This window comes from Flavobacterium sp., assembly GCF_965277525.1.
Taxonomy (GTDB): domain Bacteria; phylum Bacteroidota; class Bacteroidia; order Flavobacteriales; family Flavobacteriaceae; genus Flavobacterium.
This window is the reverse complement of sequence record NZ_CBDIDC010000002.1, coordinates 12,420-37,105: the sequence shown is the minus strand read 5'-3', so window position 1 is coordinate 37,105 and position 24,686 is coordinate 12,420. Positions and strand designations below refer to the sequence as shown.

Sequence of the window (24,686 nt, the reverse complement as noted above, 5' to 3'; positions counted from 1 at the left end):
TTACAATGAATAATTCAATCGAAGAGGGAAAATCAATCGCCATTACCAGTTATATTTTAATTATTGGTGTTTTAATTGCGATGTCTATGAACTCTGAAAATAAAAATAGTTTCGCTTCTTTTCATATTCGCCAGGCTTTAGGATTATCGCTTGCTTTTATTTCCTTTGGAGCCATTATCAGCAATTTCGACAGCTTTATGATTACTTTCCCTATGTGGATCTGTATTTCAATATTATGGACGTATGGGATTTTTAGCGCAATTCAGGGACAAACAAGACCAATTCCGTTGGTTGGAGGTCTTTTTCAAAAATGGTTTAAATCGATAGGTTAGAGAAATTTCAAATTTTTAAAATTCCAAATTCCAAAAAAAATCCGCCATAATCCGTGTTTTCGCTTTAGCGAATCTGTTTTATCAGCGTAAAAATTCGGAACACAGATGACGCTGATTTGCAGGTAAAAACGCAGATAAAAACAGATTTATTATAATCTCAACAAGCTTTGTCAAAGTAGAAAATTTACAATTCACAACTTACAATTCACAATTAAAAATGAATCTATCTTTAGAATATAAAATACAAGAACCAAAAGTAATCTTAGATAAAAATCCGGTTTTACTTTTATTACACGGATATGGCAGCAACGAAGCTGATTTGTTTTCGTTTGCTACTGAACTTCCGGATCGCTATTACATCATTTCTGCTCGTGCTCCTTATGATTTACAATATGGCGCTTATGCGTGGTATGCGATAAATTTTGACGCAGATCAGAATAAATTTTCAGATAACGAACAAGCCAAAACTTCACGTGATCTAATCGCTACTTTTGTAGATGAACTGGTTGCTAATTATCCTATTGATGCCAATAACGTTACTTTGGTTGGTTTCAGTCAGGGTTCTATTTTGAGCTATTCTGTTGCACTTTCTTATCCTGAAAAAATTCAGAGAGTTGTCGCTATGAGTGGTTATTTTAACGAAGAAATCATCAAAGAAGGTTACGAGAAAAACGACTTTAAAAACCTTAAAATATTTGCTTCTCACGGAACCGTAGATCAGGTAATCCCGATTGACTGGGCAAGAAAAACGCCTGCAATTTTAGAAAAACTAAACATTCCGGTTACGTATAAAGAATATCCCGTGGGTCATGGAGTGGCCCCGCAAAATTTCTTTGATTTTAAAAACTGGCTGGCGGAGTAATTTTTTAGTCACAGTTTTCAGTCTCTGTCTCGGGCTCAGTTTTCAGTCATTTTAAATTTTAACAATGAGTAATTTTCTAAGTATATTAACTGACGAAAAAATAAAGGACAGCAATAAAGACTTTAGAAATGCGCTGTTTTCTTTAGACAAAAACAGTATCGATAAGAATAATTTCGTTCACTTAACAAGGATTTATTCTGTGACAAAACAACTTGATCTTAGAAATAAGATTTTGAGACTATTATACAATTTTGATTTCCCTCAATTGAAGGATTTCTTTGATAATGCTTATAAAAAGGAAAGATATCTCGACATGAAAATCTATGCGCTGCGTGGACTTTCACAATTTGTAAGCGAAAAAGAAATAGAAAAACTATTGCAGAAATTCAATCTGACATTGCAAAAAAGACAAGAAAGTACTCCTTATAATTATCAGGAATATGAACTTTTAAGAGGGCAAAACGCTTTGCCTTATTTGGTCGAAAAATACAATTACAATTGCTTTAAAGAAACTTTGAATCAGGTAAATGATCAATATAACACAATGCCTGAAGCTTTTAAAGGACATTTTACTATCGATGAAAATGGTGAATTTGTGTCACTGAGAAATCCTGGTGAGAGTTCAACAATGATTAAAGATTTTTTTAATAAGCAATAAAAAAAAGTCGCAGCTTTCCAACTGAAAACTGCGACTGTCTACTGTAAACTTTATTCACCTGTATAAATAATTTTTCCGTCCTTTTTCAACACATAGCCTTTCCAGGGAATCAATTGATAATCATCCTTACTCCAGGAATCACCTTCAGTTTTTCTTTCTAAAAGAATGGGTTCTTTTTGAGTATCGAGAAAAAGTTCGGCTTTATTTCCGTCAAAAATAACGTAGGCAACTGTCGAATATGTTTTTCCGTCTTCAGTATGAGTTAATTTGGTGCCCACTTCGAAAAGACGCACACATTCTTTTTTAAGGCTTGACCAGGTATATCCTGCAGAAGCTTTGCAACCATGGACATCTGAATCTCCTCCTACTACAACTGGCTTAGCTTCTTGTTGCTTAGGAGTTTTATTTTCTTCCGAAACTTTCTTAGCGCAAGAAAACGAAAGACCAATAATAATCGAAAATAAAAACATCTTTTTCATACATCCTATTTTTTAAAAGTGGTAATAAAAAATAGCATCCTGAATACTATTTTTGATATAACCAGCTTTGATTTACCTCAAAAGTAATATTATCATCATTATCAACAAAATATTTTAACAAGACTTCTCCCCATAATTCGCCATTACTATAATCTGCAATGATCCATCTGTGGTTTAAAATCTTTACTTTATTGATGATAAACTTGTTTGGTCCTATTTTATCCTGACCTGTATAAGGATTCCCGTTTGGATTTGCATTGAAATCCAATAACTTCTCTGTTACAACCGGAATCAATTTTTCGTATAAAATTACTTTTCCACCGGAAGCGCTGTTGTCAAAATAATTTTGTGCATTTTCATTATGTTCCAAAGAAAAATAATTGGCATCAGCTAATTCAGTTTTTACTAAATCAATACTATCTCTCAGTTTCTTAGTAGTTCTATCATATCGTTCCTGCCCGAATTTCACTTCTCTGCTGTAAAACATATAAGTAAAAACATTCATTAATATTGCAAGGATAAAAAGATAAAGCATTAAGGATTTTTTCATTTTGTGGTATAATTAAATTGTAATTTCTAAATTATCGTAAGCCAGAAAAACATTTTCAGGAAGCTGTTTTTGTACTTCTTCATGAAAGCCTAAAACGTGGCTAATATGCGTTAAATAAGCTACTTCCGGTTTTACTAAATTGATAAAATCCAGTGCTTCCTGCAAATTAAAATGTGTATCGTGAGGTTCTACACGCAAAGCATTTACCACTAGAACTTTAAGATTTTTTAATTTTTCAACTTCCGTTTCGTGAATCGTTTTAACATCGGTCAGGTAGGCAAAATCATCAATGCGATAACCAAAAACCTGCAAATCGCCGTGCATAACATTCACGGGAATAGCTGTTTTATCTCCAATGGCAAAAGGTTCGTCATTTACTACCTCTATTGTTTTAACACTTGGCGCACCGGGATATTTGTTTACAGTTTCGAAAACATAATCAAAACGACGTTTTAGATTATCAATCACACGCTGATGTGCATAAACGGGAATTTCTCCTTGTCTGAAATTAAACGGGCGAATATCATCTAATCCCGCTGTGTGATCTGCATGTTCGTGTGTAAACAAAATGGCATCAAGATGCCTGCAGCCACAAGAAAGCATTTGCTGCCTGAAATCAGGACCACAATCTATTACATATGAATGCCCGCCCCACGTAATCCAGATGGATACGCGAAGCCTTTTGTCCTTAGCATCAGTGCTTTTACAAACAGGATGATCGACTCCGATTATCGGAATGCCTTGGGAAGTACCAGTACCTAAAAAATATACCTTCAATTGAACTTATTTTTTTTACAAAAATAGGATTATTTCTCTTTCATTAGAAGCCTAATTTGCTAACTTTGTAACAAATCTATTTAAAATAAAATGGGTACAGAAATAAAACTCAAAGGTGACAAGGTCATCGAACAGATTCCTTCCATAAAAGACAAAGCGTTACGCATTAATTTAAACGAGAATATTTACGGAACATTTGCTGAAATTGGCGCTGGACAAGAAACCGTGAGGCACTTTTTCAGATCCGGAGGTTCATCGGGAACAATTGCAAAAGCAATGTCTGCCTACGACAAAGATTTCAGTGATGCCGTTTATGGAATTGAAAGTGACGGACGTTATGTTACCGAAGAGCGATTAAAGAAAATGCTGACGCTTGAGGGACAAATAATTGAAGAACGATTAAGCAGAGAGAAACATCCTACCAAACTCTTCTTTAGTTATGCCAACACAGTTGCAACAATAGATTTTGCCAAACAATTTAAAGGTCACGGTTGGGTTGGAATCAGATACCAAATAGAACCTGACGAAGCTTATAACGAAATTATTCTTCACATTCGCTTTAAAGAAACTGATGCCAGACTACAACAAGAAACACTGGGAATTTTAGGGGTAAACTTAATTTACGGTGCTTTTTATAAGTACAACGATCCGAAACGATTACTTCGTTACCTATACGATCACTTAGACAAAGACCAACTCGAAATTGACACTATTAACTTCTCAGGACCTCGTTTTGCTGATGTTGACAATCGTTTGATTAGTTTGCAATTGGTTAAAAACGGAATGACTGATGCCGTAATGTTTAACCCTGAAGGAAAAAACATTCTGCCTGCTGCCATTTTATACAAAAAGAACCTTCTTGCACTTAGAGGAAGTTTTCGTCCGGTTACGAAAGTAAACATGGACATGTACGAGAAATCACTTAAAATGTTTCTTGAAGAAAATAAGGTGGAGAAAGATAATACACTGGTTATTTTTGAAATCACGCTTTCGAATTTGCGTTCTGATGGTGAAATTGATGAACGCGATTTTATGGACAGAGCCGAATTGCTTTGTTCGTTAGGTCAGACTGTAATGATTTCGAACTTTCAGGAATATTATAAAGTGGTTGAATATTTTGCTAATTATACCAAAGCGAGAATGGGATTGGCAATGGGGGTCAACAACCTGGTAGATATTTTTGATGAGAAATATTACCGTCATTTAAGTGGTGGAATTCTCGAAGCTTTTGGAAAATTATTCTACAGAGATATGAAAGTCTTCTTGTATCCAATGCTGGACGATAATGGTGTATTGATGAATTCAAACAACTTAAAGGTACATCCTAGAATGAAAGAATTGTACAAATTCTTTAAATTCAACGGAAAAGTAGTGGACATTGCTGATTACGATCCGCATAATCTTGAGGTATTCTCTCGTGAGGTTTTAAAAATGATCAATCAGGGGAAACCAGGCTGGGAACCAATGCTTCCTTCCGGTATTGCCGAAATAATAAAAGAGCACCATCTTTTTGGGTATCATCCACAGAAAGAACTGGAACAGAATAACTAATATCAAAAAAGTCCTAAAAAGAAAGTTTTCTTTTTGGGACTTTTTTTTGTTTCAGGTTTCTTTTGTTTCAGGTTCTGAACGAATAAAAATTTTACCGCAAAGGACACTAAGTTTTTTTGTACATCTAAAGTTTTTGTAAAAGCAAAGTTCGCAAAGCTTGTGTTGATTAAGCTTTGCGAACTTTGCGTATTATAAATGTAATCTATATAAAAAACTTAGCGTCCTTTGCGGTAAAATCCCACTTAGGATTGTAATATAAGCTGAAACAAAAACTTATTTCAAAATCTGTGCTGCGTGTTCTTTTGTTTTTACCTGAGAAATCACCTCATCAATTATTCCGTTTTCATCTATTACGAAAGTTGTTCTGTGGATTCCGTCATATTCTTTTCCCATGAATTTTTTAGGTCCCCAAACACCAAACGCATTGATTACAGATTTGTCTTCATCTGCTAATAAAGGAAAAGGGAATTCATATTTGTCTTTGAATTTTAGCTGTGCTTTCTGACTGTCGGCACTTACACCCAGAAGTTCGTAATTATTGGCTTTAAAACGCTCAAAATTATCTCTTAGATCACAAGCCTCTGCTGTACAGCCTGGAGTACTTGCTTTTGGATAAAAGAAAACCACTAATTTTTTTCCGGCGTAATCTGCCAGTTTATGTGTTTTTCCGTCTTGGTCTGTTCCTGAGAAATTTGGAGCTTTATCTCCTTTTTGTAATGTTATCATTTATTTCGATTTTAGATTGTTAGACTTCTTAAATTACTAGATTTTACAATGGCACACAGCAATAAAAGTATAATTTGAAGTTACATTTTATCATTTACAATTCCTACTTATCATGCCCCGGATTGAAGTAAAACCCCGGAGTTGTGGTAATTTACATTTTTTGCATTGGCAAAGCGACCGAAGGAAGCTCTTGCAAATGCTTAAAAATGTTATTGCCACAATGAGGTTGTAACGGAAAGCTGGATTAGGCACATCATGAAAATTATACTATTTTTACGGGATTAAAAATACGGAAATGAATAAAGAAGCTCGCGTACAATTTGTTATAAATACGTTAAAAGAACTCTACCCTACGATACCTATTCCATTAGATCATAAGGATCCTTATACCTTGTTGATTGCGGTTTTACTTTCCGCACAATGTACTGATGTACGTGTGAACCAGATTACGCCTATACTTTTTGCCAAAGCTGATAATCCGTATGATATGATTAAAATGTCGGTTGAAGAAATCAAGGAAATTATTCGCCCGTGTGGATTATCGCCAATGAAATCAAAAGGAATTCATGGTTTATCGCATATTTTGATTGATAAATACGACGGGAAAGTACCGCAGAGTTTTGAAGCTCTTGAAGAATTGCCTGCTGTGGGACACAAAACGGCGAGTGTCGTAATGTCTCAGGCTTTTGGTGTGCCGGCTTTTCCGGTTGACACGCATATTCACAGACTGATGTTAAGATGGAATCTTTCGAACGGAAAAAACGTGGTACAGACGGAGAAAGATGCGAAACGATTATTTCCGAGAGAATTGTGGAATGATCTGCACTTGCAAATCATTTGGTACGGACGTGAATATTCACCTGCAAGGGGCTGGAGCTTAGAGAAAGACATTATAACGAGGACTATTGGAAAAAAATCGCTGATAGAGAAAGCAACTAAAAAAGAAGAAGCTACTAAAAAAATCATTAAGTAGCTTCTCTCTTCTTTTTTACATACTGCTTTTAAGCATATTGTATTCGTTTGTCATATTTAGCGATCTGTAGATACCCAGAAGTGATTTTGTAGCACTTTCGTTTTTGGGCTCGATTGTGAGCGCCTTTTTAAGATATGGAATGGCGCTTTTTACAATTTCATCTTTTTGAGCATCTAATTTATCATATTGTTGCATTTCTTTAGTACTGTTGCCTAACGTAGCCATAAGATCCAGTAATTCTTTTTTGAACTGTATCTTAACATAGGCCAGATTGATATAACACGTCATACAATTTTGATTGACTTGTAATGCATCTTCATAATATTTTTCTGCGCTACAATAATCGTTAGTTTCCATATAAGAGAAAGCTAAAGAAGTCAGGATTTCTTCTTTTTTTGATGGTGGATTTACATTTCTTGGTTTTTCATAAAGTCCTTCCTGAATACTTGCTTCTCTGGCACTCATTGAAATAAATGCTTCTTCTTGTTTTGTTTTTTTATTGGTTGCATAAAAAATAACTACTTCCCCGGTATAGTTTAGCCTTTTAAGTTCCTCGAAATATTTAATGGCTGATTTATACTCTTTACCGGATAAAGAAGCAGAAGCTGCATTGAACAAGTTTGCGACATCTTTTTTATCAAAGAGGTAAACTTCGTAACTTTTATCTGCACTTTCTTTGTATTTTTCTGCTTTATAATCGTTGTAAGCTCCATCTACGAGTTTAGATTTCATTTCTTTCAACGCTAAACTTGCTTTGAAAGCGTACTTGTAAATTTGAGAATCATTTTCATATAGCAGGACATCCTGATAAGCTCCTACTGCTAAGGCGAAATTAGCTGCAGCATCTATATTTTTGGTTGCTAAATCTTTGTACACATTTCCTTTTGTAAAATAGAAATCAGACTTTACCTCAACTGGGGCATTTACGATGAGATATTCTATTTTCTTTAAAATCACTAATGCTTCTTGTGTTTTTCCTTTACTATAATACGATTGCGCTTCTTTTATTTCCTCTTTTTGGGCAAATGCGCTAATATTGATCAATAGTAGCAATAATAAGATCTTAGGGCTCTTTTTCATTTTGAGTTAAGTTTGATTGTTAAATAGATTAAGGGTACTACTTATGAGAATTGGTTGTAAATATTGAATTCGGGAGATTAAAGCTTTTACTTTTAACTCCATTATTATTTCACAAACAATTCTTCTGTTTTAATGATCTTTATGAGATATTAAAGACAACAACAAACAAAACAAGGTTAGGGTAATTTTTCGTCATAGATGATTTGGTTTTGGTTAGACTCCTTTTTTGATATTACTAATAATTGAATTTTTCGATATATTGAAAGGTTTTTAATACATAAATTGCTTCAATATTGCAATTTCATTAAATAAAAAACCGATTTTTAACTAAAATAAAGCTAAATATAAAATAAATATTTGATATTAAGTTAAAATACTGAATTTTAACAAAACCATTTTTATAAACCTTTATACCAATTAATTGTAAAACCAATGTAAATGTATTGTGAGTCCGCCAAAACAAACATAAAATTAAGGAGTAAAAAAAACTCACTACCTGTATTTGCATACAGATAGTGAGCTTTCAACCAAAACGACCATTTGGTTTTTCTTTCGAAATAAACATCCGACAAATATAGTGGGCTGTTTAATTAGCTATAATTTCAAAACTTTTATCTTCAATTTTCACAACTGTTAATGCTTGTGAATAATGAAGTAAAAAAGAAATCACTTCTTTTTTAGGTTTTAAATCTTTAGAAGCTAATGCCTTTTTAGAGTAAATTTTCGCCATACCATCAAAATGTTTTATTATAGTATAACGGACTATTACTACAAATAGTATTAGTTGGTTAAAATAATTTGATGTTTGTCAATTATTTTTCTTAAATTCATTAGCGCATAACGCATTCTTCCTAATGCTGTGTTGATGCTAACCCCCGTAAGTTCAGATATTTCCTTAAAACTCATGTCCTGATACATACGCATCACCAAAACTTCTTTTTGATCTGACGGAAGCTCTTCAATTATCTTTTTGAGGTCTATTTCGACCTGATCGAAAATCATTTTGTTCTCGATAGTCAAAGAATCGTCAGACATGACAGAAAAAATCGAAAATTCTTCGGTTTCTCTGTACATTGGCATTTTTTTGGTTTTGCGAAAATGATCTACAATTAAGTTGTGCGAAATACGCATTACCCAGGGAAGAAATTTACCTTCTTCATTATAGGAATTACTTTTTAAGGTTTTAATGACCTTAATAAAAGTATCTTGAAAAATATCATTTGAAATATCTCTATCAGCAATCTTCGAATATATGAATCCATATATCTTAGACTCATGTCTCTTTATTAGTGTCGCAAGCGCATTTTCATTGCCTTCGACATAATTTTTAACCAATAGAGCGTCTGGAATATGCAGATCAGCCATAGTACTACTTTTTTTAGTTTCTGTTTAAAAATTTGGAGTAATTTTTATAAAAGTAGTTTTACTGTATAGGCGTCTTTTTTGGGTTATATGGTTATGTTAATATTCTGACCAAATTTAACAAATTAATATTTTAAAAAGCAAACAAAATGAAGAATAATTAACAATAAATCGTTAATTTTTGCAGCATAGACTTAAATTCACGCTGCAGGTCACTAAAATCAACTTTAATTTTAACAAAAAAAATCAGATATAAACAACTAAAAATCAAACAATTAATCTATTTACACCTGATTTATCCACTCCTTTTTAAGCTACTCTGCTATTCATAAACGCGAACATAGTCTATATAATATTTTTGGGGAAGTATACTATCATCTACTTCAGGCCCTCCAAAATTTCCTCCTATGGCCAAATTGACGATAATATAAAATGGCTTATCAAAAGGCCAGGTATCCTCATTTTTAACTTCCGGACTAAAGGTATACACTAGTGTTTTATCTACGAAAAAATCTATTTTATCTTTCGTCCACTCAATTGCATATATATGATATCCTTCTTCTATAGCAGGAAATGGGGTTCTTTTTGTATTAATTGTATTTCCGTGGCTGTCTTGTGTGTGCAAAGTGGTATAAACCATGTGAGGATCTCTGCCAATATATTCCAGAATATCTATTTCTCCTGTCTTTGGCCACTTTACGGCATCAATATTAGCACCCAACATCCAGAATGCTGGCCATAAACCATGCCCGACAGGTAGTTTCGCCCTGGCTTCGATTCGCCCGTATTTAAACTCTTTTTTTCCCTTAGTGGTGATTTTGGTAGAAGTGTATTTATTTCCTTCTTTTCTGGCTTCTATAATTAAATTCCCATCTTTGATTTCGTGATTTGTTTTGGTGTAAATCTGTCTTTCGTTGTTTCCATAGCCACACAAATCCGGGCATCCATCACCGATTTCGAAATTCCAAACGGCTTCATTCACCTCTTTTTTATTAAAATTTTCCTCCCAAACTAATTTTCTTTTTGCTTCTTGCGCAAAGCAAAAACCCGAAAGCATTAATAGTGCAATTACTTTTTTCATTGTCTCTTTTTAAAATTACAAAAAAATAAGAAGGCCAGCCTTAACTGACCTTCTCACTTCATTCTTACTAATTAATTTACAATCTATTGATATACCCTTACGTAATCGACCTCCATCGAAGATTGTGTAAAAGCAGCATCAATATTGCCGCCTAAGTTGCCTCCCATAGCTACATTTAGTATTAAGAAAAAATCACTATTAAAAGGTAAAGTACCATCATTAGGAACGGAGTGAATCTGAACATCATCGACAAATGTTGTTACTGATGCTGGACTCCAAACCGCTTTGTAGACATGAAATTCTGTTGAAACGTTTGGTATTGTTTTAGAACCTGTATTACCATTTCCGCCTGAATGACCGGGATAATGAAGCGTACTTAGAATAACATTCTGATTTTTACCTACATGCTCCATAATATCGATTTCACCACACGCTGGCCAGGGCTTAGTTGCATAATTTGAGCCTAACATCCAAATTGCGGGCCATGTTCCTACACCAGTTGGTAGTTTGGCTTTTATCTCGATTTTACCGTACGTAAATTTAAATTTACCATCGGTCTTGAGTCGGGCTGATGAATAATTAGCACCTCCTGAAGCTTCTTTTTTAGCTGTAATCTTTAAGTTTCCGCCCTGAACAATTACGTTTGTTGCTGAGTTGGTATAGTTTTGTTCTTCATTATTTCCCCAACCGCTGTCTCCTCTTCCCAGATCGTAATTCCATTTTGTAACATCAGGCGCTCCATCTGTATTAAACTCATCAGACCAGACTAATTTTGTATACTCTGCCGGTGGTGTCTGAGTAGGCTTTGTAGTTGTAAATATATGATACCAGGCTAGTCCGGGATTTCCTCCCATAACAGCCCTAACCACCATTCTATTGGCTGTAATGGATAGAATCTCATAAGAGCTCTGACCTATATAGTAGCCCATAAATCCTCCATCAGAGAAATTCATTGTTGTTCCTCTGGTTTGTGTTGCATGATCCGGATTGGCCATTACAAACGATTCTGAAGGGCTTAATAATACTGTTTTCTTTCCTGCAGTATTATAAGTCAAACAAGCATCATCCGGTGAGCTTCCTCCGGCTACACTTGCAAAAGAAGCATTAAAGAATGTTGCACCACCATTGTCTAATTCAAATTTCAACTGGTCACCCTCTTTAGAAAATGTCAGCACATTGTCATACAAACAACTACTTGCCGGAGATGCCGCTTTCTCAAAAGCTCCTGCTGAATAATAGTTTGGAAAATAATTTTTAGTAGCATCACTGTCGTTTTGCCCTACTCCTAAATGTCCGGGCTCAGAAGCTGACCAGTACCATTTTTTAGAAGTTCCATCGGTTAAGAGTTCCACCGCTTCATCATCTTTAAAGTCACTTCTTACCTCTACCTCAGTAATAATGCTGGTTGCAATACCCGCTTTTCCTGTTGCTATAACTGTAACGGTATATTTGTTGACTCCCGTTTTGGTAAAACGTTTGGTAAAAACACCACTTGGAGAATTCGTCGTCGAACCATCGCTAAATACATATTTATAAGAGATGGCATTGTCTGCTGTTGCAACAAGTTTTACCATTCCTGATCCGTCTCCGTTTGGAGCAGCTGTCGTTTTTCCGATAATCTCAGTGGTAACTTTGACGTTACTTGGCGCTGACAAATCACCAAAAGCATAATCGTCTTTCTGACAACTTATTGCTAAGAGTATTGCAAAAAGTAATACTATATTTTTAATTATTTTTTTACTCATGATTACTTATATTTTTAGTTGGATTGTTTTATATCATCAAAGTAGTACGTTTCTCCTGTTCCTCCTTTTCCAAAGTCCGGAAATAAAATTACCCTATCGTATTTATTACTGGTACTAAAATCTGCCGCGCTTGTAAGATCAAATGTTAAAACGTTCCAGGCATTGGCAATTGTTGTTGTTGCATGTACTTCTATAAAGACTGAAGGATTACCATCTCCGTTTTTTGGAGAGGTCGAAACTTCCATTTTGTATAATATATCAGCTCCAACTTTTGGAGACCATACATTTATTTTTACTTTTGTTCCTTTACTAAAATCAGGTGTACTTTCAAGATTTAAACTTGCTCCTCCCCAAGTTTCTGCTCCTGATTTTTTGTTTAGCTTAACCACTTTGTCAGAAACATTAGTTCCGGTTTTATCAGGATTTGTTACTACAGAAGCCTCTACATTCCCAAATCCACCCCAGGCAAAACTTAAATTAGCAGATTCAAAATCAAGAGGCAATGCTACTGATTCAGCCGGTAGTTTATAAAAGTAGATATTGTCAAGGTAGATATTTTTACCATCAGGGGTTCCAACCAATTTAAGTTGAAAAATATCAGCTACTGTAAATCCTTCCTGACTGGTAAATGCAGAAATTGGAATATCAATACTTGTCCATTGGTTGGCAACCAGATCTTTTGTCACTGGTCTTTCACCATTTGTTTTAGTACTGCTAATAAGAAAAATTGCCAGTTTTTGTAAATCTGCGGTCCAAACATCAAGGTGAATATAATCCATTGCTGAAACATCAAGTTTTACACCATCTGCAAATGCAATTCCCTGATAATTTAAATTCGTATAATTCAACATTTTATCACCGGCCAATTCAAATTCTGTTAGACCTCCAGATTGTCCCCAATTTGGATTAAAATTAGTGCCTGCAACATCTTTATATTTTGAACTGTAAACAGAAATTACATTTCCGTCTGTTCGGTTAGGCGGTGTTGGAGCTGAAGCAGTTGGATTAACTATTACTTTTGCTGTAATCTGCTCTGTATGTTCAATGGTTTTAATTGCCGCACTTTTTGAAACGATACGAACGGTATAAACTCCAGCTTCTTTATACGTATATGAAACTGATTCCCCATTGTTAACTGAAACAGGCTCAGGTTTTCCGGATTCTCCAAAATAAACATCGTAAAACAAGGCAAAATCTGCCGTTGCTTTAACTGTTATTTTTTTAGAAACTGATAAATCATTGGTAATTACTACCACAAGATTTTCTGGAGATTTAAACGAAACAACGACATCCTTCGTTACTTCGGTAGTTTTTCCATTTACTCCCATTGCAATAATCTTAGCCTTATAAACGCCTTCTTTATACGTATGGGTTATAGTCGCTCCTGAAGAAAAATAATCTGATTCGGGAGATCCGTCTCCGTAATTTATTTTGTATTGCGTAACGCCTTCTCCTGTAGGTATAAAAGTCACCTTCCCGGAGTTATCCTGAGTTACAGTGGTCAAGGCGGCTATATTTGCAGGTGCGCCTAAATCCTCCAAATCAATATTGCTGTTATCGCTTGAACAACCTTGAAGTATTGTTAAAACGAAAAGACTTATAATAAAATGTAATTTTTTCATAATAGTGTTTTTTTAATATCCAGGGTTTTGCTGCCAGTTTCCGTTTGCAAACTGAATTTCCTCGATTGGTAATGGAAATAACTCGTTTTTGTTTGCCTTAAAACCCGGGATTTTTCCAGCTGCTTTTCCAGTTCTTACTAAATCAAAGAAACGATGTCCTTCTCCAAAAAGCTCTACTCTTCTTTCTGCCAAGATAAAATCGGTAAGTGCCGGTCCGGAAGCCGAGATATCATGATTAAGATCTCCAAAAGCACGTCTTCTAACCTGATTCAGGTAATTTCTTGCTTTTGTATCATCAATTCCGCCACGGCTGTATGCTTCTGCCGCCATTAATAATACATCTGCATAACGAATCGCTCTGTAGTTGTTTGGATTGGTTAAGTTCAAATCTCCCTGAGCTTCAGCACTTCTTTTTCTTGGCAGGTATTTTCTATTAAAATAACCGGTGTCTTCATTTCCTTTTCCGTAAGTTACCCCGGTATTCGCTGCAGCCCAGGCCACAATATCTAGTATCGCAACGTTTTTACGCTTGTCCCCTACTTCAAAAGAATCAAAACTTTCTTTGGTAGGAATGTTAAAACTAAATCCAGAAGAAAAAAGTGGTCCGGAATAATTCCTGATTCCGCTAAAACCCACTGCTACGTTCCCTTCACTACATTGCAAACAACCAAAACCTGCTCCTTCTACATCCGTATATTGTACTTCAAAAACAGATTCAGGTCCGTTTTCTCCAGCCAATTCAAACATCTTATCATAATCTGTTTCCAGAGTATATTTCCCTGAACTTATCACAGCATCCAGAGAAGTTGCTGCCTGAGCAAATTTATTTTGATATAAATACGCTTTTCCCAATAATGCTTGAGCAGCCCCTTTTGTTACTCTTCCTTTTTGAGATGCTGTTGAAGATAAATTAGCCGACGCAAAAATTAAATCAGCTTCGATTGAGGCATAAACTTGTTCTACTGATGAGCGTGGTATTGTTTTTTCATCTCCAATTTTAAACCTCGCATCGCCTTTCATCGGTATACCACCAAACCATTTTACTAATTCAAATTGGTAATATGCTCTAAGAAAACGTGTTTCGGCTATAAGCTGTGTTTTTCCTTCAAAATCTGTTTTATCTTTAAATTCAAGAATATAATTGGCTCTTTGAACTCCTGCAAACATCCAATTCCAGATATCTCTCAAATTACTGTTTACAGGCGTGTGAATCATATCGTCTATTTGCTGAAAACCTATAACGTCTGTCGGGCTTTCTCCTCCTGCCAATGTGTTATCTGAGGCAATTTCGCCTAACAAAACATTTACATAAGAGGATTGAAGCAAATCATAAGCGGCAATTAATGCCTGATCGTAATCTGCTTTAGAGTTAAAATAATTTTCAGAATCTATAGAATAAGGCACTTTAGGATCAACAAAATCATCTGAACAAGAAGTTGTTACAGTTGAAATTAATGTTATCGTCAGCAGTATTGTAAATAAATATTTTTTCATTTTAATTAAAATTAAAAATTAATGTTTAAGCCCAACAAATAAGTTCTTGGGATAGGATAGAATCCGTAATCAATTCCTCCTCCAATTGGTGCCCCATTTGAAGCTCCGGGATCAAATCCTTTGTATTTTGTAAATGTGTATAAATTATTTACTCCTGTGTAAAGTCTTAATTTTGTTATTCCGGCTTTTTGGGATATCTGTGGATTAAGTGTATATCCCAGCTGAATATTTTGGATTCTGAAATAAGAAGCATCTTCTACATAATAATCTGAAAAATTATTATTTGATGTAGCACTTGTAGTTACTCTTGGCACAGTGGTGCTCGTTCCTTCTCCTGTCCATCTGTCCAGAACATAATCTAATCGATTTGCGTAAGGATTTGTTCGTTCATAATTACGTACCATATCGTTTCCGACAGAAGCAAATGTGTAAACAGCAAAATCTAAATTTTTATAATTCAATTGTAAATTAAATCCCATTGTAGCATTAGGAATCGGATCTCCAATATTGGTTTTATCTTTTGTATCTATTACACCGTCTCCGTTAACGTCTACAAAACGAAGATCACCCGGTTTTGCATCAGCACCTAAAGCGAGTTGAGAAGGATGAGCATCAACTTCTGCCTGATTTTGAAAAATACCGTCTGTTTTATATCCGTAGAAATATCCGATAGGCATTTTTTTCTGACCCGGTAAAGCTTCTTCCATTCTTGCAGGAAATGGCTGCCCTACTCCAAAAGCACCGCCTTCTACAACTCTTGTTCCGTTATTTACTTCTAATACTTCGTTTTTAATGAACGTTACGTTATACCCTACGCTCATATTGAAGTTATCTGAAAATTTTGCTTTATAATCTACCGCAAATTCCAATCCTGAATTTCTTACTGTACCAGCATTTAAAGTTGGAGAACTTGCACCCGGAGCACCTGTACCAGTAATTCCTGAAACTGGAATATTCGGGATTAATAAATCTTTTCTGGTATCTATAAAATAATCCGCAACTACAGAAAACCTGTCGTTGAATAGTCTCATATCAAAACCAACATCAAATTTTTTGGCTTCTTCCCATTTTAAATCAGGATTTGGCACTTGTCCTGTAGCGGTTCCGTTAACTAATGTTTTATCAAAAACGTAAGTAGCTTCTCCTGTTAAAAGTCCTAAATAACCATAATTCGGGATTTGATCATTTCCTAAAGTACCATAACTGGCTCTGAATTTTAAGAAATTTACTGTTTTTGATTCTCCAAAAAAACCTTCATCAGAAATCACCCAACCTCCTGTAAAAGAAGGAAAATAAGCTACTTTATTGCCAGGTCCGAATTTGGTTGATGAATCACGTCTAAGCATTGCAGAAAGCAAATATTTTCCTTTATAATCATATTGTACTCTTCCAAAATAAGAAAGTCTTCTTTGGTCATATACATAAGATGTATTGTTTAGTGTATTTGACAAACCTTTTGTTAAAGAAATATCAGCATACTCCCAGGAGTTGTTTGGTACATCAAAACCTGTTCCCGTAAGGCCGTTACCCCATTCTTTAAAAATAGTTGTACCAACTGTACCTACAACGTTATGATTTTCAGCAATTTTCGCTGTATAAGTTCCAAAAAGGTCAAATGAATAATTGTTGTCATTTACAGCTCCCTGAGTTACACTGCTTCTTACCACATCAAATACTTTGTCACTTGGATTATTCCAATATAAAATTTGTTTTGCAAATGTTTTTGACTCACTGTTTGAAGTATTAAAACCTATTGAACTTGATAATACAAATCCTTTGAAGATCTTATAGTCTAAACCAAAATTTCCATTTATTTTTTTGTAGTTGTAATCATTATACGTATTATCAATTTGAGCCAGCGGATTGATAATTTCGTTTCCTAATGTGGTTGGGATTTTAGTAAAATCGCCGTTATCATCGTATACATCAAACGTTGCAGGCACATTTAAAGCATTAAACAAAACAGAACCTAGACCATTCTCGTTTAGTGTTTTTCGGTTAAAATAAGTATAGATAACATTCGTTTTTAATTTGAATTTATCACTTAAATCAGCCGTCAATCCTATTCTGGCCGTATTTCTTAAAAAACCAGATTTATCGCCGCCAACAATTCCTTCCTGATCTAGATGTGAACCACTTATAGAATAGGTAATTTTTTCTGATCCGCCCGAAATGGTTAAATCATTGTTGATAATAGGAACTCCTTTTTTAAAAATTTCATCCTGCCAGTTTGTACCTTTTCCTAAACCACTTACATTTGGATAAGGAAGCGCCTGGCCGCCATTAGCGTAACTTTCGTTTAATAAAAGCGCATATTCTGTAGCATTTAAGGTTGGTAATTTTCGAGATGTTTCCTGAAACCCGGTATAGCTATTAAATGATACTTTTGTTTTGGTATTTTTTTTACCCATTTTAGTGGTAATCAAAATAATTCCGTTTGCACCAATAGTTCCATAAATAGCCGCTTGTGCATCTTTAAGAACAGTAATAGTCTCAATATCATTTGGATTAAGTAATCCTAATTCACCAACATAACCATCAATAATTGCTGTTGGACCATTTTGACCATTTGTTGCCACACCACGAATACGAATATCCAATCCCGCACCCGGAGCTCCGGATTGTGTAGTAACATTTACACCCGAAACAGTTCCCTGCAAGGCTTGTTCTACTTTTATTGGTTTTAAAAGATCAAGCGTTTTACTGTCAACCGTAGAAACAGCTCCTGTTACTTCTCTCTTCTTTTGAGTTCCGTAACCAATAACTACGACTTCATCAAGAGATCTTGCATCGTCGCTCATTTTAACTGTTATTTTAGTTCCTGAAACCACAACTTCCTGTGTCTGGAAACCGATATAACTGAAAACAATTGTAGTTCCCTTAGGAACTCCTGATAGTTTAAAAGATCCGTCGAAGTCTGTGGTTGTACTTTGCGACGAAGTTTTAACTTTTACATTTACGCCAGGCAGTGATAATCCTGAGCCATCTAGTACTGTTCCGCTTACATCTAAGGACTGCGAAAACGCATAAGATGTAAACAGCATTAGTACGGTTAGTAATAATTTGGATTTCATAATTAGTTAGTTTTTATTGAAAGATAAATTTATCGTATACACTTAGGAAAACGATAAATATAACCACAACAAAAAACATACATCATAAAAAAAATACCAGTAAATTTAACATATCTCAAAAACAACCCTTATTTAACTATAAATTACGAATGTTAATTTCTTTAACATATAACGGATAAAATCACAACAAAGAGTTAATGTTGAGGTAATGTATAGTTTTTTTGAGAGAATTAACGGGGTACTATACAGCCAAAATATATTCTACTAAACCGATTTCGTGTCGTAAATCCATTTTTTTACGCAAACGATACCTTTTAATCTCTACACTTCGAACCGAAATATTAAATAACGGAGCAATTTCTTTTGAGGAGAGATTCAGGCGTAAATAAGCGCAAAGACGTAAATCATTTGGAGTAAGTAAAGGATGAATTTGTTTGATTCGCTTTAGAAAATCTTTGTCTGCATTATCAAATGCTTCTTTAAAAACATTCCAGGAGTCTTCCTCGGTAATATTTTTATTGATGGTACTGATGACCGATTTTATATTATTACTATCGTTTTGAGTCGTCTTTTTTAAATCTTCCTTTATAAAAGCCAATAATTCATTTTTACTGTTTAAGCTCATCGTCGAAACTGCCAGCTCTCTGTTTTTATTATCAACATCCTGAGAGAGTTGTTCGTTACGAAGTTTCATTAACTGTTGCTCGTTTTCCAATTCTTTTATCTCTAATAACAGATTATTTTCTTCAATCAGTTTTTCTTTCTGTTTATGATAATAACTGAGATAGGCTTTATTTACAAAATAAGCGAGGACTATCACTAAAAGAAAATAAACAAACCAGGCTAAATGGGTTAAATACCATGGTTTTAAAATTACGAACGTATAGGTCGCTGTATTTTGCAAAATAGTACTGGCGTATTTTGCTCTTACTTTAAACGTATATTTTCCCGGTGAAAGATTTTTAAAATTAATTGTTGCTTTTGTACTCCAATCACTCCAATCGTTCTGAAAGCCTTCTAATAAATACTGGTATTCGGAATTGATGTACTTATTGTATTCCGGCACAGTATAGCTTAAGGTGATATTGTTTTCATTTGAATCAAAACTTCCTTCATCACCAATAGCAACATTCTTCAGGATTTCGTTTTGTTTATTAATCGTTATATCAGTAATGAAAACAGTATAGTTTTTAAAACTCAAATCATCAATGTTCAACGTATAATAGCCGTCTGTTGTCCCTATTAAATAGGTTGATTTTGAAATTTGTGTAATATTTTCAAAACCCAGCATCGAATTGGTTAACGATGACGGTATCGGAATTATATTTTGTTTTAATTGATTGCTCAGCTTACTGGCAGAAAAATAATGAATGTAATTTTTAGAGAACAGCCAGATTTTATTAGAATTATCTACGATCAGTTTCCCTGAAGTATATTCGTCTTTTTCAAAAATAGAACTCAGTAAATTGTCTTTTTCAAACTTTTGGGTTGTTGGGTTTAATTTAAAAATCCCTCCTTTGTAAGCATAATATATTTGATTATTGAATTTCGTTAAACTTGCATTTTTTCCTTTAGCGGGGGATTTATAAGCATAAAAATCATTTATTTTTGATAATGATTTATCCAACTTGAATCTAAAAATTCCTTTGTATTCATGACTTACATAAACATCAAAACTATTGGTAATTTCAAAATAACGGGAAGAATAATTGAACCCTTCTATTTTATTTTTAAAAACCCACTGATTGTTTACCTTTTCTAAAACCGAAATTCCATAATAATTCCCCTGAAGTAACTGATTTTTAGAATTTGGAACAGGTTCAAATTTCCAGGTTCCCGAACCTGAAAATATACTTCTGGCTGAATCATTCTTAATTATAAAAGTACCGGAATCATGTCCGCAAAAAAGTGTATTATCATAAACGAAAAGCGACCAAACCTGACCTTTTGTTCCGTTGATAAATTTAAACTCGGCATTACTTTGATTTTGTTTGTAAAACAACCCCTGATTGGTTCCAACATACAGTAAACCGTTAAAAATAGCAGACGCATACACCGTTCCTAGAACCCCGGTATCATCTGTAAAACTATGCACAGGTGACTGAATATTGATGCAATTGATACCATTGTCAAGTCCGACCCATAAATTCTCATCGCTATCCTCAAAAAGCGACAAAGCAGTATTGTTACTTAAACCTTTACTTTGCGAAATATGATATTTTAATTTCCCGTTCTCTGATATAATAAAAATTCCATTAGAAACTGTTCCCAAAGCAAAACTTCCGTCCTGCAGCAACTGACTACTGTAAACAAAACCCGATTTTAATGCTGCATCAACATCAGTAGGAAAACGTGTCAGATGGTTTCCGGCTAATTTGTAAATTCCGTCCAGTTGCGTTTGAATCTGCAAACCATCCTCTGTAGTAAACATATTAACAACTGTAAACTTCTTAAGAATTGGATGATCAGAAACTAATTTAGCTTTTCCGCTTTCGATTTCAAAAAGCCCTTCATTTATCGTTTGAAAATAAATGGCATTCTTAGAGGCAAATGATTTGACAACCCCATTCCTGGGTGCAATTATTTTAAATTTTCCCGTTTTGGTATCATAAATATAAATTCGGTTTAAAGACTGAAACAAAATCCACTGGTCGTATTTAAGAATATTCCAGAATTGTTCATCGTCTAAAATTTTATTTTTGATGGTATCACTAAGCGAAGTGTATTTTAGCTTGCCATTCGTTTGTCTTGTCCAATAGCCAAAATTCATATAACAGCCTGTATAAATTTTGTTTCCAATAACTTTCACAGATCGCATGATCGTTTCGTTTGGCGTAGGATATAATTGCCAATTGGTACCATTATATTCTAAAAGACCATCGTTGTTTGCAAAATACATATAGTTCTGATCGTCCTGAGCAATCATCCAGCTCTGATTTCCCGCACCATAAATCGCAGAAGAATATTTGACAATGGGTGGGAACTCCTGTGAAAACAGGATAAAACGCATCAAAAAAAGCAGAATAGAAAGTTTAGTTTTCAATTTTAGCCGTGGTATTAATTTAGTATAAAAACAGTTCTAAAATAGCTTATTTTATTATTGAAAGGATTAGTCTCTATAATTATTTTTAACATTTAAAACAGATGATTAAAAAATATGCCACAGATCAAATGATAAAAATAATTCGATTGCCGGATTTTTTTTGCTACGAATTCCACAAATTAGCACGAATTGAACTGGAGTAAATTAGTATTCATTTTAAAAATCATTCTAATCTGTGGCAAAAAAAATCATTTTAATCATGTGATCTATGGCAATCCTTTTAACGCAATTAGTTAAAATTTGGAACAATAGCATTAACAAAACTCAATTCAAAATTGATTACTTTTGTAAAAATTGACTTTTTTTATGAAAATTGATCTTTCTACACTCGACCCAAAACATAATATTATAATTAAAGGAGCACAGGTACATAATTTAAAAAATGTAGATGTAGCAATTCCCAGAAACAAACTTGTAGTCATCACAGGTCTTTCAGGATCAGGTAAATCCAGTTTGGCTTTTGACACGCTGTATGCCGAAGGACAACGCCGTTATGTGGAGAGTCTGTCCTCATACGCACGTCAGTTCTTAGGACGTTTAGACAAACCAAAAGTAGAATACATAAAAGGTATTGCACCTGCAATTGCTATTGAGCAAAAGGTGAATACTACCAACGCACGTTCGACAGTAGGAACTTCGACCGAAATCTACGATTATGTCAAGCTTTTGTTTGCTAGAATTGGTCGTACCTACTCGCCAATTTCAGGACAGGAGGTTAAAAAAAATACGATTACTGATGTTGTTACCGATGTAAAAAAACTGGAATTAGACAGCAAATGGCTATTGCTTGCACCTATTCATTTAGAAGAAGGAAGACAATTAGAAGATAAGCTAAAAGTACTTTTACAACAAGGTTTTGCCCGTATTTTGGTTAATAATGAAATGATTCGTCTGGATGATTTTCAAGCAACGGATCTTCATCAATTTGACAATAAAGATATTTTACTGATCATTGACAGAATTGTGGTCAAAGACGAAGAAGAATTCTATAATCGTTTGGCCGATGCGGTACAAACAGCTTTCTTTGAAGGAAAAGGAATTTGTTACCTGCAGGAATTAAACCCAGATAAAAGATTTACCTATTCGAATAATTTTGAATTGGACGGTATTACTTTTCTGGAACCAAACGTTCATTTGTTCAGTTTCAACAATCCATACGGCGCATGCCCGGTTTGTGAAGGTTATGGAAATATTATTGGTATTGATGCTGATTTAGTCATTCCTAATACTTCTTTATCTGTTTTTGAAAATGCGATTTATCCGTGGAGAGGCGATAGCATGAGCTGGTACAAAGATGAATTGGTGAAACATGCCTACAAATTTGATTTCCCGATTCACAAGCCTTTTTTCGAACTTTCAGAAGATCAGAAAGATCTAATATGGAAAGGAAATCAATATTTTCAGGGTTTAAATGGTTTCTTTAAAGAACTCGAAGAAAAAAATTATAAGATACAAAACCGTGTGATGTTATCCCGTTATCGTGGAAAAACAAAATGTCACGCCTGTCGTGGAAAACGTTTACGCGAAGAAGCTTCATACGTAAAAATCAATGGTAAAACGGTTTCAGATTTAGTCGATTTACCGATTAAACATTTGGTAACCTTCTTTAAAAACATTGATTTAAATGTTTACGAGCAACAAATTGCAAAACGTCTGATGGTCGAAATCAACAACCGTTTATCATTCCTGACAGAAGTTGGTTTGGATTACCTTACTTTAAACAGAAATTCTGCGACCCTCTCAGGAGGAGAATCCCAGCGTATCAACCTCGCAACCTCATTAGGAAGTAGTTTGGTTGGATCAATGTATATTCTCGACGAACCAAGTATTGGTTTACACCCAAAAGATTCAGAACGACTGATCAAAGTTTTACTTTCGCTGCGTGATTTAGGAAACACTGTGATTGTCGTAGAGCACGATGAAGATATCATGAAAGCTGCTGATATGATTATTGATATTGGTCCTGAAGCAGGAACTTTTGGTGGTCATTTAGTAGCTCAGGGAACATATGACGAAATCTTAAAATCAGATTCATTAACGGCGAAATATCTGAATGGAGACTTAGAAATTGCTGTTCCTAAAAAGAGACGAAAATTCAAAAATCATATTGACATTACTGGCGCCAGAGAAAATAATTTAAAAAATATTAATGTTACCTTTCCCCTGGATGTTCTCACTGTAATTACAGGAGTTTCAGGAAGTGGAAAAAGTACGTTAATTAAGAAAATTTTGTTTCCGGCAATGCAAAAAAAGCTGGAGAATGCAGCTGAAAAAGCGGGTCAGTTCAGCGAAATAAAAGGCTCTTTTTCGCAAATCAAACATATTGAATATGTCGATCAAAATCCAATCGGAAGAAGTTCGAGATCAAATCCGGTAACGTATATCAAGGCTTATGATGAAATCCGTGATTTATATGCCAAAGAAAAACTGTCCAAAATAAGAGGATATCAGGCGAAACATTTTTCTTTTAATGTTGATGGCGGACGTTGCGAAACTTGCAAAGGAGAAGGCTCAATAAACGTAGAGATGGTCTTCATGGCCGATGTATCTCTGCCTTGTGAAACTTGCGGCGGAAAACGATTTAAGAAAGAAGTTTTAGAAATTACTTTTGATAATAAAAACATCAACGATATTCTGACCATGACGATCGATGATGCTATTGCCTTTTTCGATAAAAACAACCAAACCAAAATTACCCAGAAACTACAACCTTTACAAGATGTTGGTTTAGGATATGTACAATTAGGACAATCTTCATCGACGCTTTCGGGTGGTGAGGCACAACGTATCAAATTGGCTTCCTTTTTAGTAAAAGGCGCTACAAAAGACAAAGCTTTATTTGTTTTTGATGAACCTACAACGGGTTTACATTTTCATGACATCAAAAAATTATTAGCTTCTTTTGATGCTTTAATAGCAAAAGGACATTCGATTATCGTAATCGAACACAATCTTGACCTTATAAAATGTGCGGACTGGATTATTGATTTAGGACCTGAAGGAGGAGAAAACGGAGGTTATTTATTAGCGTCAGGAACTCCAGAAGATATTGTGAAAGAAAAGAAATCAGTGACCGGGATTTATTTGAAGGATAAATTGTAAGAGGAAAGGTTCTGAGGTTCTGAGGTTCTGAGGTTCTGAGGTTCTGAGGTTCTGAGGTTCTGAGGTTCTGAGGTTCTGAGGTATAAAAAAGCCATAAATTAAATTAGACTTTAAT

19 protein-coding genes are annotated in these 24,686 nt (G+C 34.5%); 6 read left to right on the top strand and 13 right to left on the bottom strand.

Annotated elements, in window-relative coordinates; genetic code table 11:
* Nucleotides 1-5 precede the first annotated feature (5 nt).
* The 3 genes from ACQY44_RS02315 (at nucleotide 6) to ACQY44_RS02305 (ending at nucleotide 1,852) form a co-directional block, all read left to right on the top strand.
* Nucleotides 6-332, top strand: coding sequence for a hypothetical protein (locus ACQY44_RS02315; protein WP_394776715.1), 327 nt, complete (start codon nucleotides 6-8; stop codon nucleotides 330-332).
* A gap of 217 nt (nucleotides 333-549) precedes the next feature.
* Nucleotides 550-1,194: an alpha/beta hydrolase gene (locus ACQY44_RS02310; RefSeq protein WP_428228817.1), complete on the top strand. Its 645-nt coding sequence runs from the start codon at nucleotides 550-552 to the stop codon at nucleotides 1,192-1,194.
* Between the two features lie 64 nt (nucleotides 1,195-1,258).
* Complete coding sequence (locus ACQY44_RS02305) at nucleotides 1,259-1,852, top strand: hypothetical protein (RefSeq protein WP_428228816.1); 594 nt, start codon at nucleotides 1,259-1,261, stop codon at nucleotides 1,850-1,852.
* A 50-nt stretch (nucleotides 1,853-1,902) separates the two neighbouring features.
* Here the strand turns inward: ACQY44_RS02305 and ACQY44_RS02300 are convergent, their stop codons facing one another.
* From ACQY44_RS02300 to ACQY44_RS02290, 3 genes are read right to left on the bottom strand one after another with little or no spacing between them, the layout of a single operon-like run.
* A complete protein-coding gene (locus tag ACQY44_RS02300; protein ID WP_428228815.1) occupies nucleotides 1,903-2,331 on the bottom strand; it encodes a hypothetical protein in 429 nt (142 codons plus the stop codon).
* 46 nt (nucleotides 2,332-2,377) lie between these two features.
* Complete coding sequence (locus ACQY44_RS02295) at nucleotides 2,378-2,881, bottom strand: hypothetical protein (RefSeq protein WP_428228814.1); 504 nt, start codon at nucleotides 2,879-2,881, stop codon at nucleotides 2,378-2,380.
* A 12-nt stretch (nucleotides 2,882-2,893) separates the two neighbouring features.
* Nucleotides 2,894-3,658, bottom strand: coding sequence for an MBL fold metallo-hydrolase (locus ACQY44_RS02290; RefSeq protein ID WP_428228813.1), 765 nt, complete (start codon nucleotides 3,656-3,658; stop codon nucleotides 2,894-2,896).
* A 90-nt stretch (nucleotides 3,659-3,748) separates the two neighbouring features.
* Between ACQY44_RS02290 and ACQY44_RS02285 the strand changes: the two genes are divergently transcribed.
* Nucleotides 3,749-5,209, top strand: coding sequence for a TonB-dependent receptor (locus tag ACQY44_RS02285; protein ID WP_428228812.1), 1,461 nt, complete (start codon nucleotides 3,749-3,751; stop codon nucleotides 5,207-5,209).
* A 273-nt stretch (nucleotides 5,210-5,482) separates the two neighbouring features.
* On the opposite strand, the gene bcp is transcribed toward ACQY44_RS02285, so the two are convergent.
* Entirely contained in the window at nucleotides 5,483-5,935 is a 453-nt protein-coding gene (gene bcp, locus ACQY44_RS02280) for a thioredoxin-dependent thiol peroxidase (RefSeq protein WP_428228811.1), read from the bottom strand.
* Between the two features lie 295 nt (nucleotides 5,936-6,230).
* On the opposite strand from bcp, the gene ACQY44_RS02275 reads away from it, so the two are divergent.
* A complete protein-coding gene (locus ACQY44_RS02275; protein WP_428228810.1) occupies nucleotides 6,231-6,908 on the top strand; it encodes an endonuclease III domain-containing protein in 678 nt (225 codons plus the stop codon).
* Nucleotides 6,909-6,923: 15 nt separating this feature from the next.
* Here ACQY44_RS02275 and ACQY44_RS02270 read toward each other — a convergent pair whose 3' ends face one another.
* The 9 genes from ACQY44_RS02270 to ACQY44_RS02230 form a co-directional block, all read right to left on the bottom strand.
* A complete protein-coding gene (locus ACQY44_RS02270; RefSeq protein WP_428228809.1) occupies nucleotides 6,924-7,988 on the bottom strand; it encodes a tetratricopeptide repeat protein in 1,065 nt (354 codons plus the stop codon).
* Between the two features lie 586 nt (nucleotides 7,989-8,574).
* Nucleotides 8,575-8,718, bottom strand: a complete 144-nt coding sequence (locus ACQY44_RS02265) for a hypothetical protein (protein WP_428228808.1) — start codon at nucleotides 8,716-8,718, stop codon at nucleotides 8,575-8,577.
* Between the two features lie 50 nt (nucleotides 8,719-8,768).
* The gene (locus tag ACQY44_RS02260; protein WP_428228807.1) at nucleotides 8,769-9,353 is read right to left on the bottom strand and encodes an RNA polymerase sigma factor; all 585 of its coding nucleotides are present in this window, start codon (nucleotides 9,351-9,353) and stop codon (nucleotides 8,769-8,771) included.
* Between the two features lie 319 nt (nucleotides 9,354-9,672).
* Nucleotides 9,673-10,431, bottom strand: a complete 759-nt coding sequence (locus tag ACQY44_RS02255; RefSeq protein ID WP_428228806.1) for a glycoside hydrolase family 16 protein — start codon at nucleotides 10,429-10,431, stop codon at nucleotides 9,673-9,675.
* A gap of 83 nt (nucleotides 10,432-10,514) precedes the next feature.
* A complete protein-coding gene (locus ACQY44_RS02250) occupies nucleotides 10,515-12,176 on the bottom strand; it encodes a family 16 glycosylhydrolase (RefSeq protein WP_428228805.1) in 1,662 nt (553 codons plus the stop codon).
* A gap of 14 nt (nucleotides 12,177-12,190) precedes the next feature.
* Nucleotides 12,191-13,798 carry a hypothetical protein gene (locus ACQY44_RS02245; RefSeq protein WP_428228804.1) on the bottom strand — a complete coding sequence of 536 codons (1,608 nt, stop codon included), beginning with the start codon at nucleotides 13,796-13,798 and terminating at the stop codon, nucleotides 12,191-12,193.
* A gap of 12 nt (nucleotides 13,799-13,810) precedes the next feature.
* Complete coding sequence (locus tag ACQY44_RS02240) at nucleotides 13,811-15,292, bottom strand: RagB/SusD family nutrient uptake outer membrane protein (RefSeq protein ID WP_428228803.1); 1,482 nt, start codon at nucleotides 15,290-15,292, stop codon at nucleotides 13,811-13,813.
* Nucleotides 15,293-15,303: 11 nt separating this feature from the next.
* Nucleotides 15,304-18,366 carry a SusC/RagA family TonB-linked outer membrane protein gene (locus ACQY44_RS02235; protein ID WP_428228802.1) on the bottom strand — a complete coding sequence of 1,021 codons (3,063 nt, stop codon included), beginning with the start codon at nucleotides 18,364-18,366 and terminating at the stop codon, nucleotides 15,304-15,306.
* Between the two features lie 241 nt (nucleotides 18,367-18,607).
* Entirely contained in the window at nucleotides 18,608-21,409 is a 2,802-nt protein-coding gene (locus ACQY44_RS02230; RefSeq protein ID WP_428228801.1) for a triple tyrosine motif-containing protein, read from the bottom strand.
* Between the two features lie 366 nt (nucleotides 21,410-21,775).
* On the opposite strand from ACQY44_RS02230, the gene uvrA reads away from it, so the two are divergent.
* The gene (gene uvrA, locus ACQY44_RS02225) at nucleotides 21,776-24,571 is read left to right on the top strand and encodes an excinuclease ABC subunit UvrA (RefSeq protein ID WP_428228800.1); all 2,796 of its coding nucleotides are present in this window, start codon (nucleotides 21,776-21,778) and stop codon (nucleotides 24,569-24,571) included.
* The last annotated feature ends 115 nt before the right edge of the window (nucleotides 24,572-24,686 follow it).

Excerpts from the sequence above, each read along its gene's own strand:
- uvrA (WP_428228800.1), top strand. The coding sequence starts at position 21,776 with ATGAAAATTGATCTTTCTACACTCGACCCAAAACATAATATTATAATT.
- ACQY44_RS02240 (WP_428228803.1), bottom strand. The coding sequence starts at position 15,292 with ATGAAAAAATATTTATTTACAATACTGCTGACGATAACATTAATTTCA.
- ACQY44_RS02270 (WP_428228809.1), bottom strand. The coding sequence starts at position 7,988 with ATGAAAAAGAGCCCTAAGATCTTATTATTGCTACTATTGATCAATATT.
- ACQY44_RS02310 (WP_428228817.1), top strand. The coding sequence starts at position 550 with ATGAATCTATCTTTAGAATATAAAATACAAGAACCAAAAGTAATCTTA.
- ACQY44_RS02295 (WP_428228814.1), bottom strand. The coding sequence starts at position 2,881 with ATGAAAAAATCCTTAATGCTTTATCTTTTTATCCTTGCAATATTAATG.
- ACQY44_RS02245 (WP_428228804.1), bottom strand. The coding sequence starts at position 13,798 with ATGAAAAAATTACATTTTATTATAAGTCTTTTCGTTTTAACAATACTT.
- ACQY44_RS02300 (WP_428228815.1), bottom strand. The coding sequence starts at position 2,331 with ATGAAAAAGATGTTTTTATTTTCGATTATTATTGGTCTTTCGTTTTCT.
- ACQY44_RS02305 (WP_428228816.1), top strand. The coding sequence starts at position 1,259 with ATGAGTAATTTTCTAAGTATATTAACTGACGAAAAAATAAAGGACAGC.
- ACQY44_RS02250 (WP_428228805.1), bottom strand. The coding sequence starts at position 12,176 with ATGAGTAAAAAAATAATTAAAAATATAGTATTACTTTTTGCAATACTC.
- ACQY44_RS02315 (WP_394776715.1), top strand. The coding sequence starts at position 6 with ATGAATAATTCAATCGAAGAGGGAAAATCAATCGCCATTACCAGTTAT.
- ACQY44_RS02235 (WP_428228802.1), bottom strand. The coding sequence starts at position 18,366 with ATGAAATCCAAATTATTACTAACCGTACTAATGCTGTTTACATCTTAT.
- ACQY44_RS02260 (WP_428228807.1), bottom strand. The coding sequence starts at position 9,353 with ATGGCTGATCTGCATATTCCAGACGCTCTATTGGTTAAAAATTATGTC.
- ACQY44_RS02285 (WP_428228812.1), top strand. The coding sequence starts at position 3,749 with ATGGGTACAGAAATAAAACTCAAAGGTGACAAGGTCATCGAACAGATT.
- ACQY44_RS02265 (WP_428228808.1), bottom strand. The coding sequence starts at position 8,718 with ATGGCGAAAATTTACTCTAAAAAGGCATTAGCTTCTAAAGATTTAAAA.
- ACQY44_RS02275 (WP_428228810.1), top strand. The coding sequence starts at position 6,231 with ATGAATAAAGAAGCTCGCGTACAATTTGTTATAAATACGTTAAAAGAA.
- ACQY44_RS02255 (WP_428228806.1), bottom strand. The coding sequence starts at position 10,431 with ATGAAAAAAGTAATTGCACTATTAATGCTTTCGGGTTTTTGCTTTGCG.
- bcp (WP_428228811.1), bottom strand. The coding sequence starts at position 5,935 with ATGATAACATTACAAAAAGGAGATAAAGCTCCAAATTTCTCAGGAACA.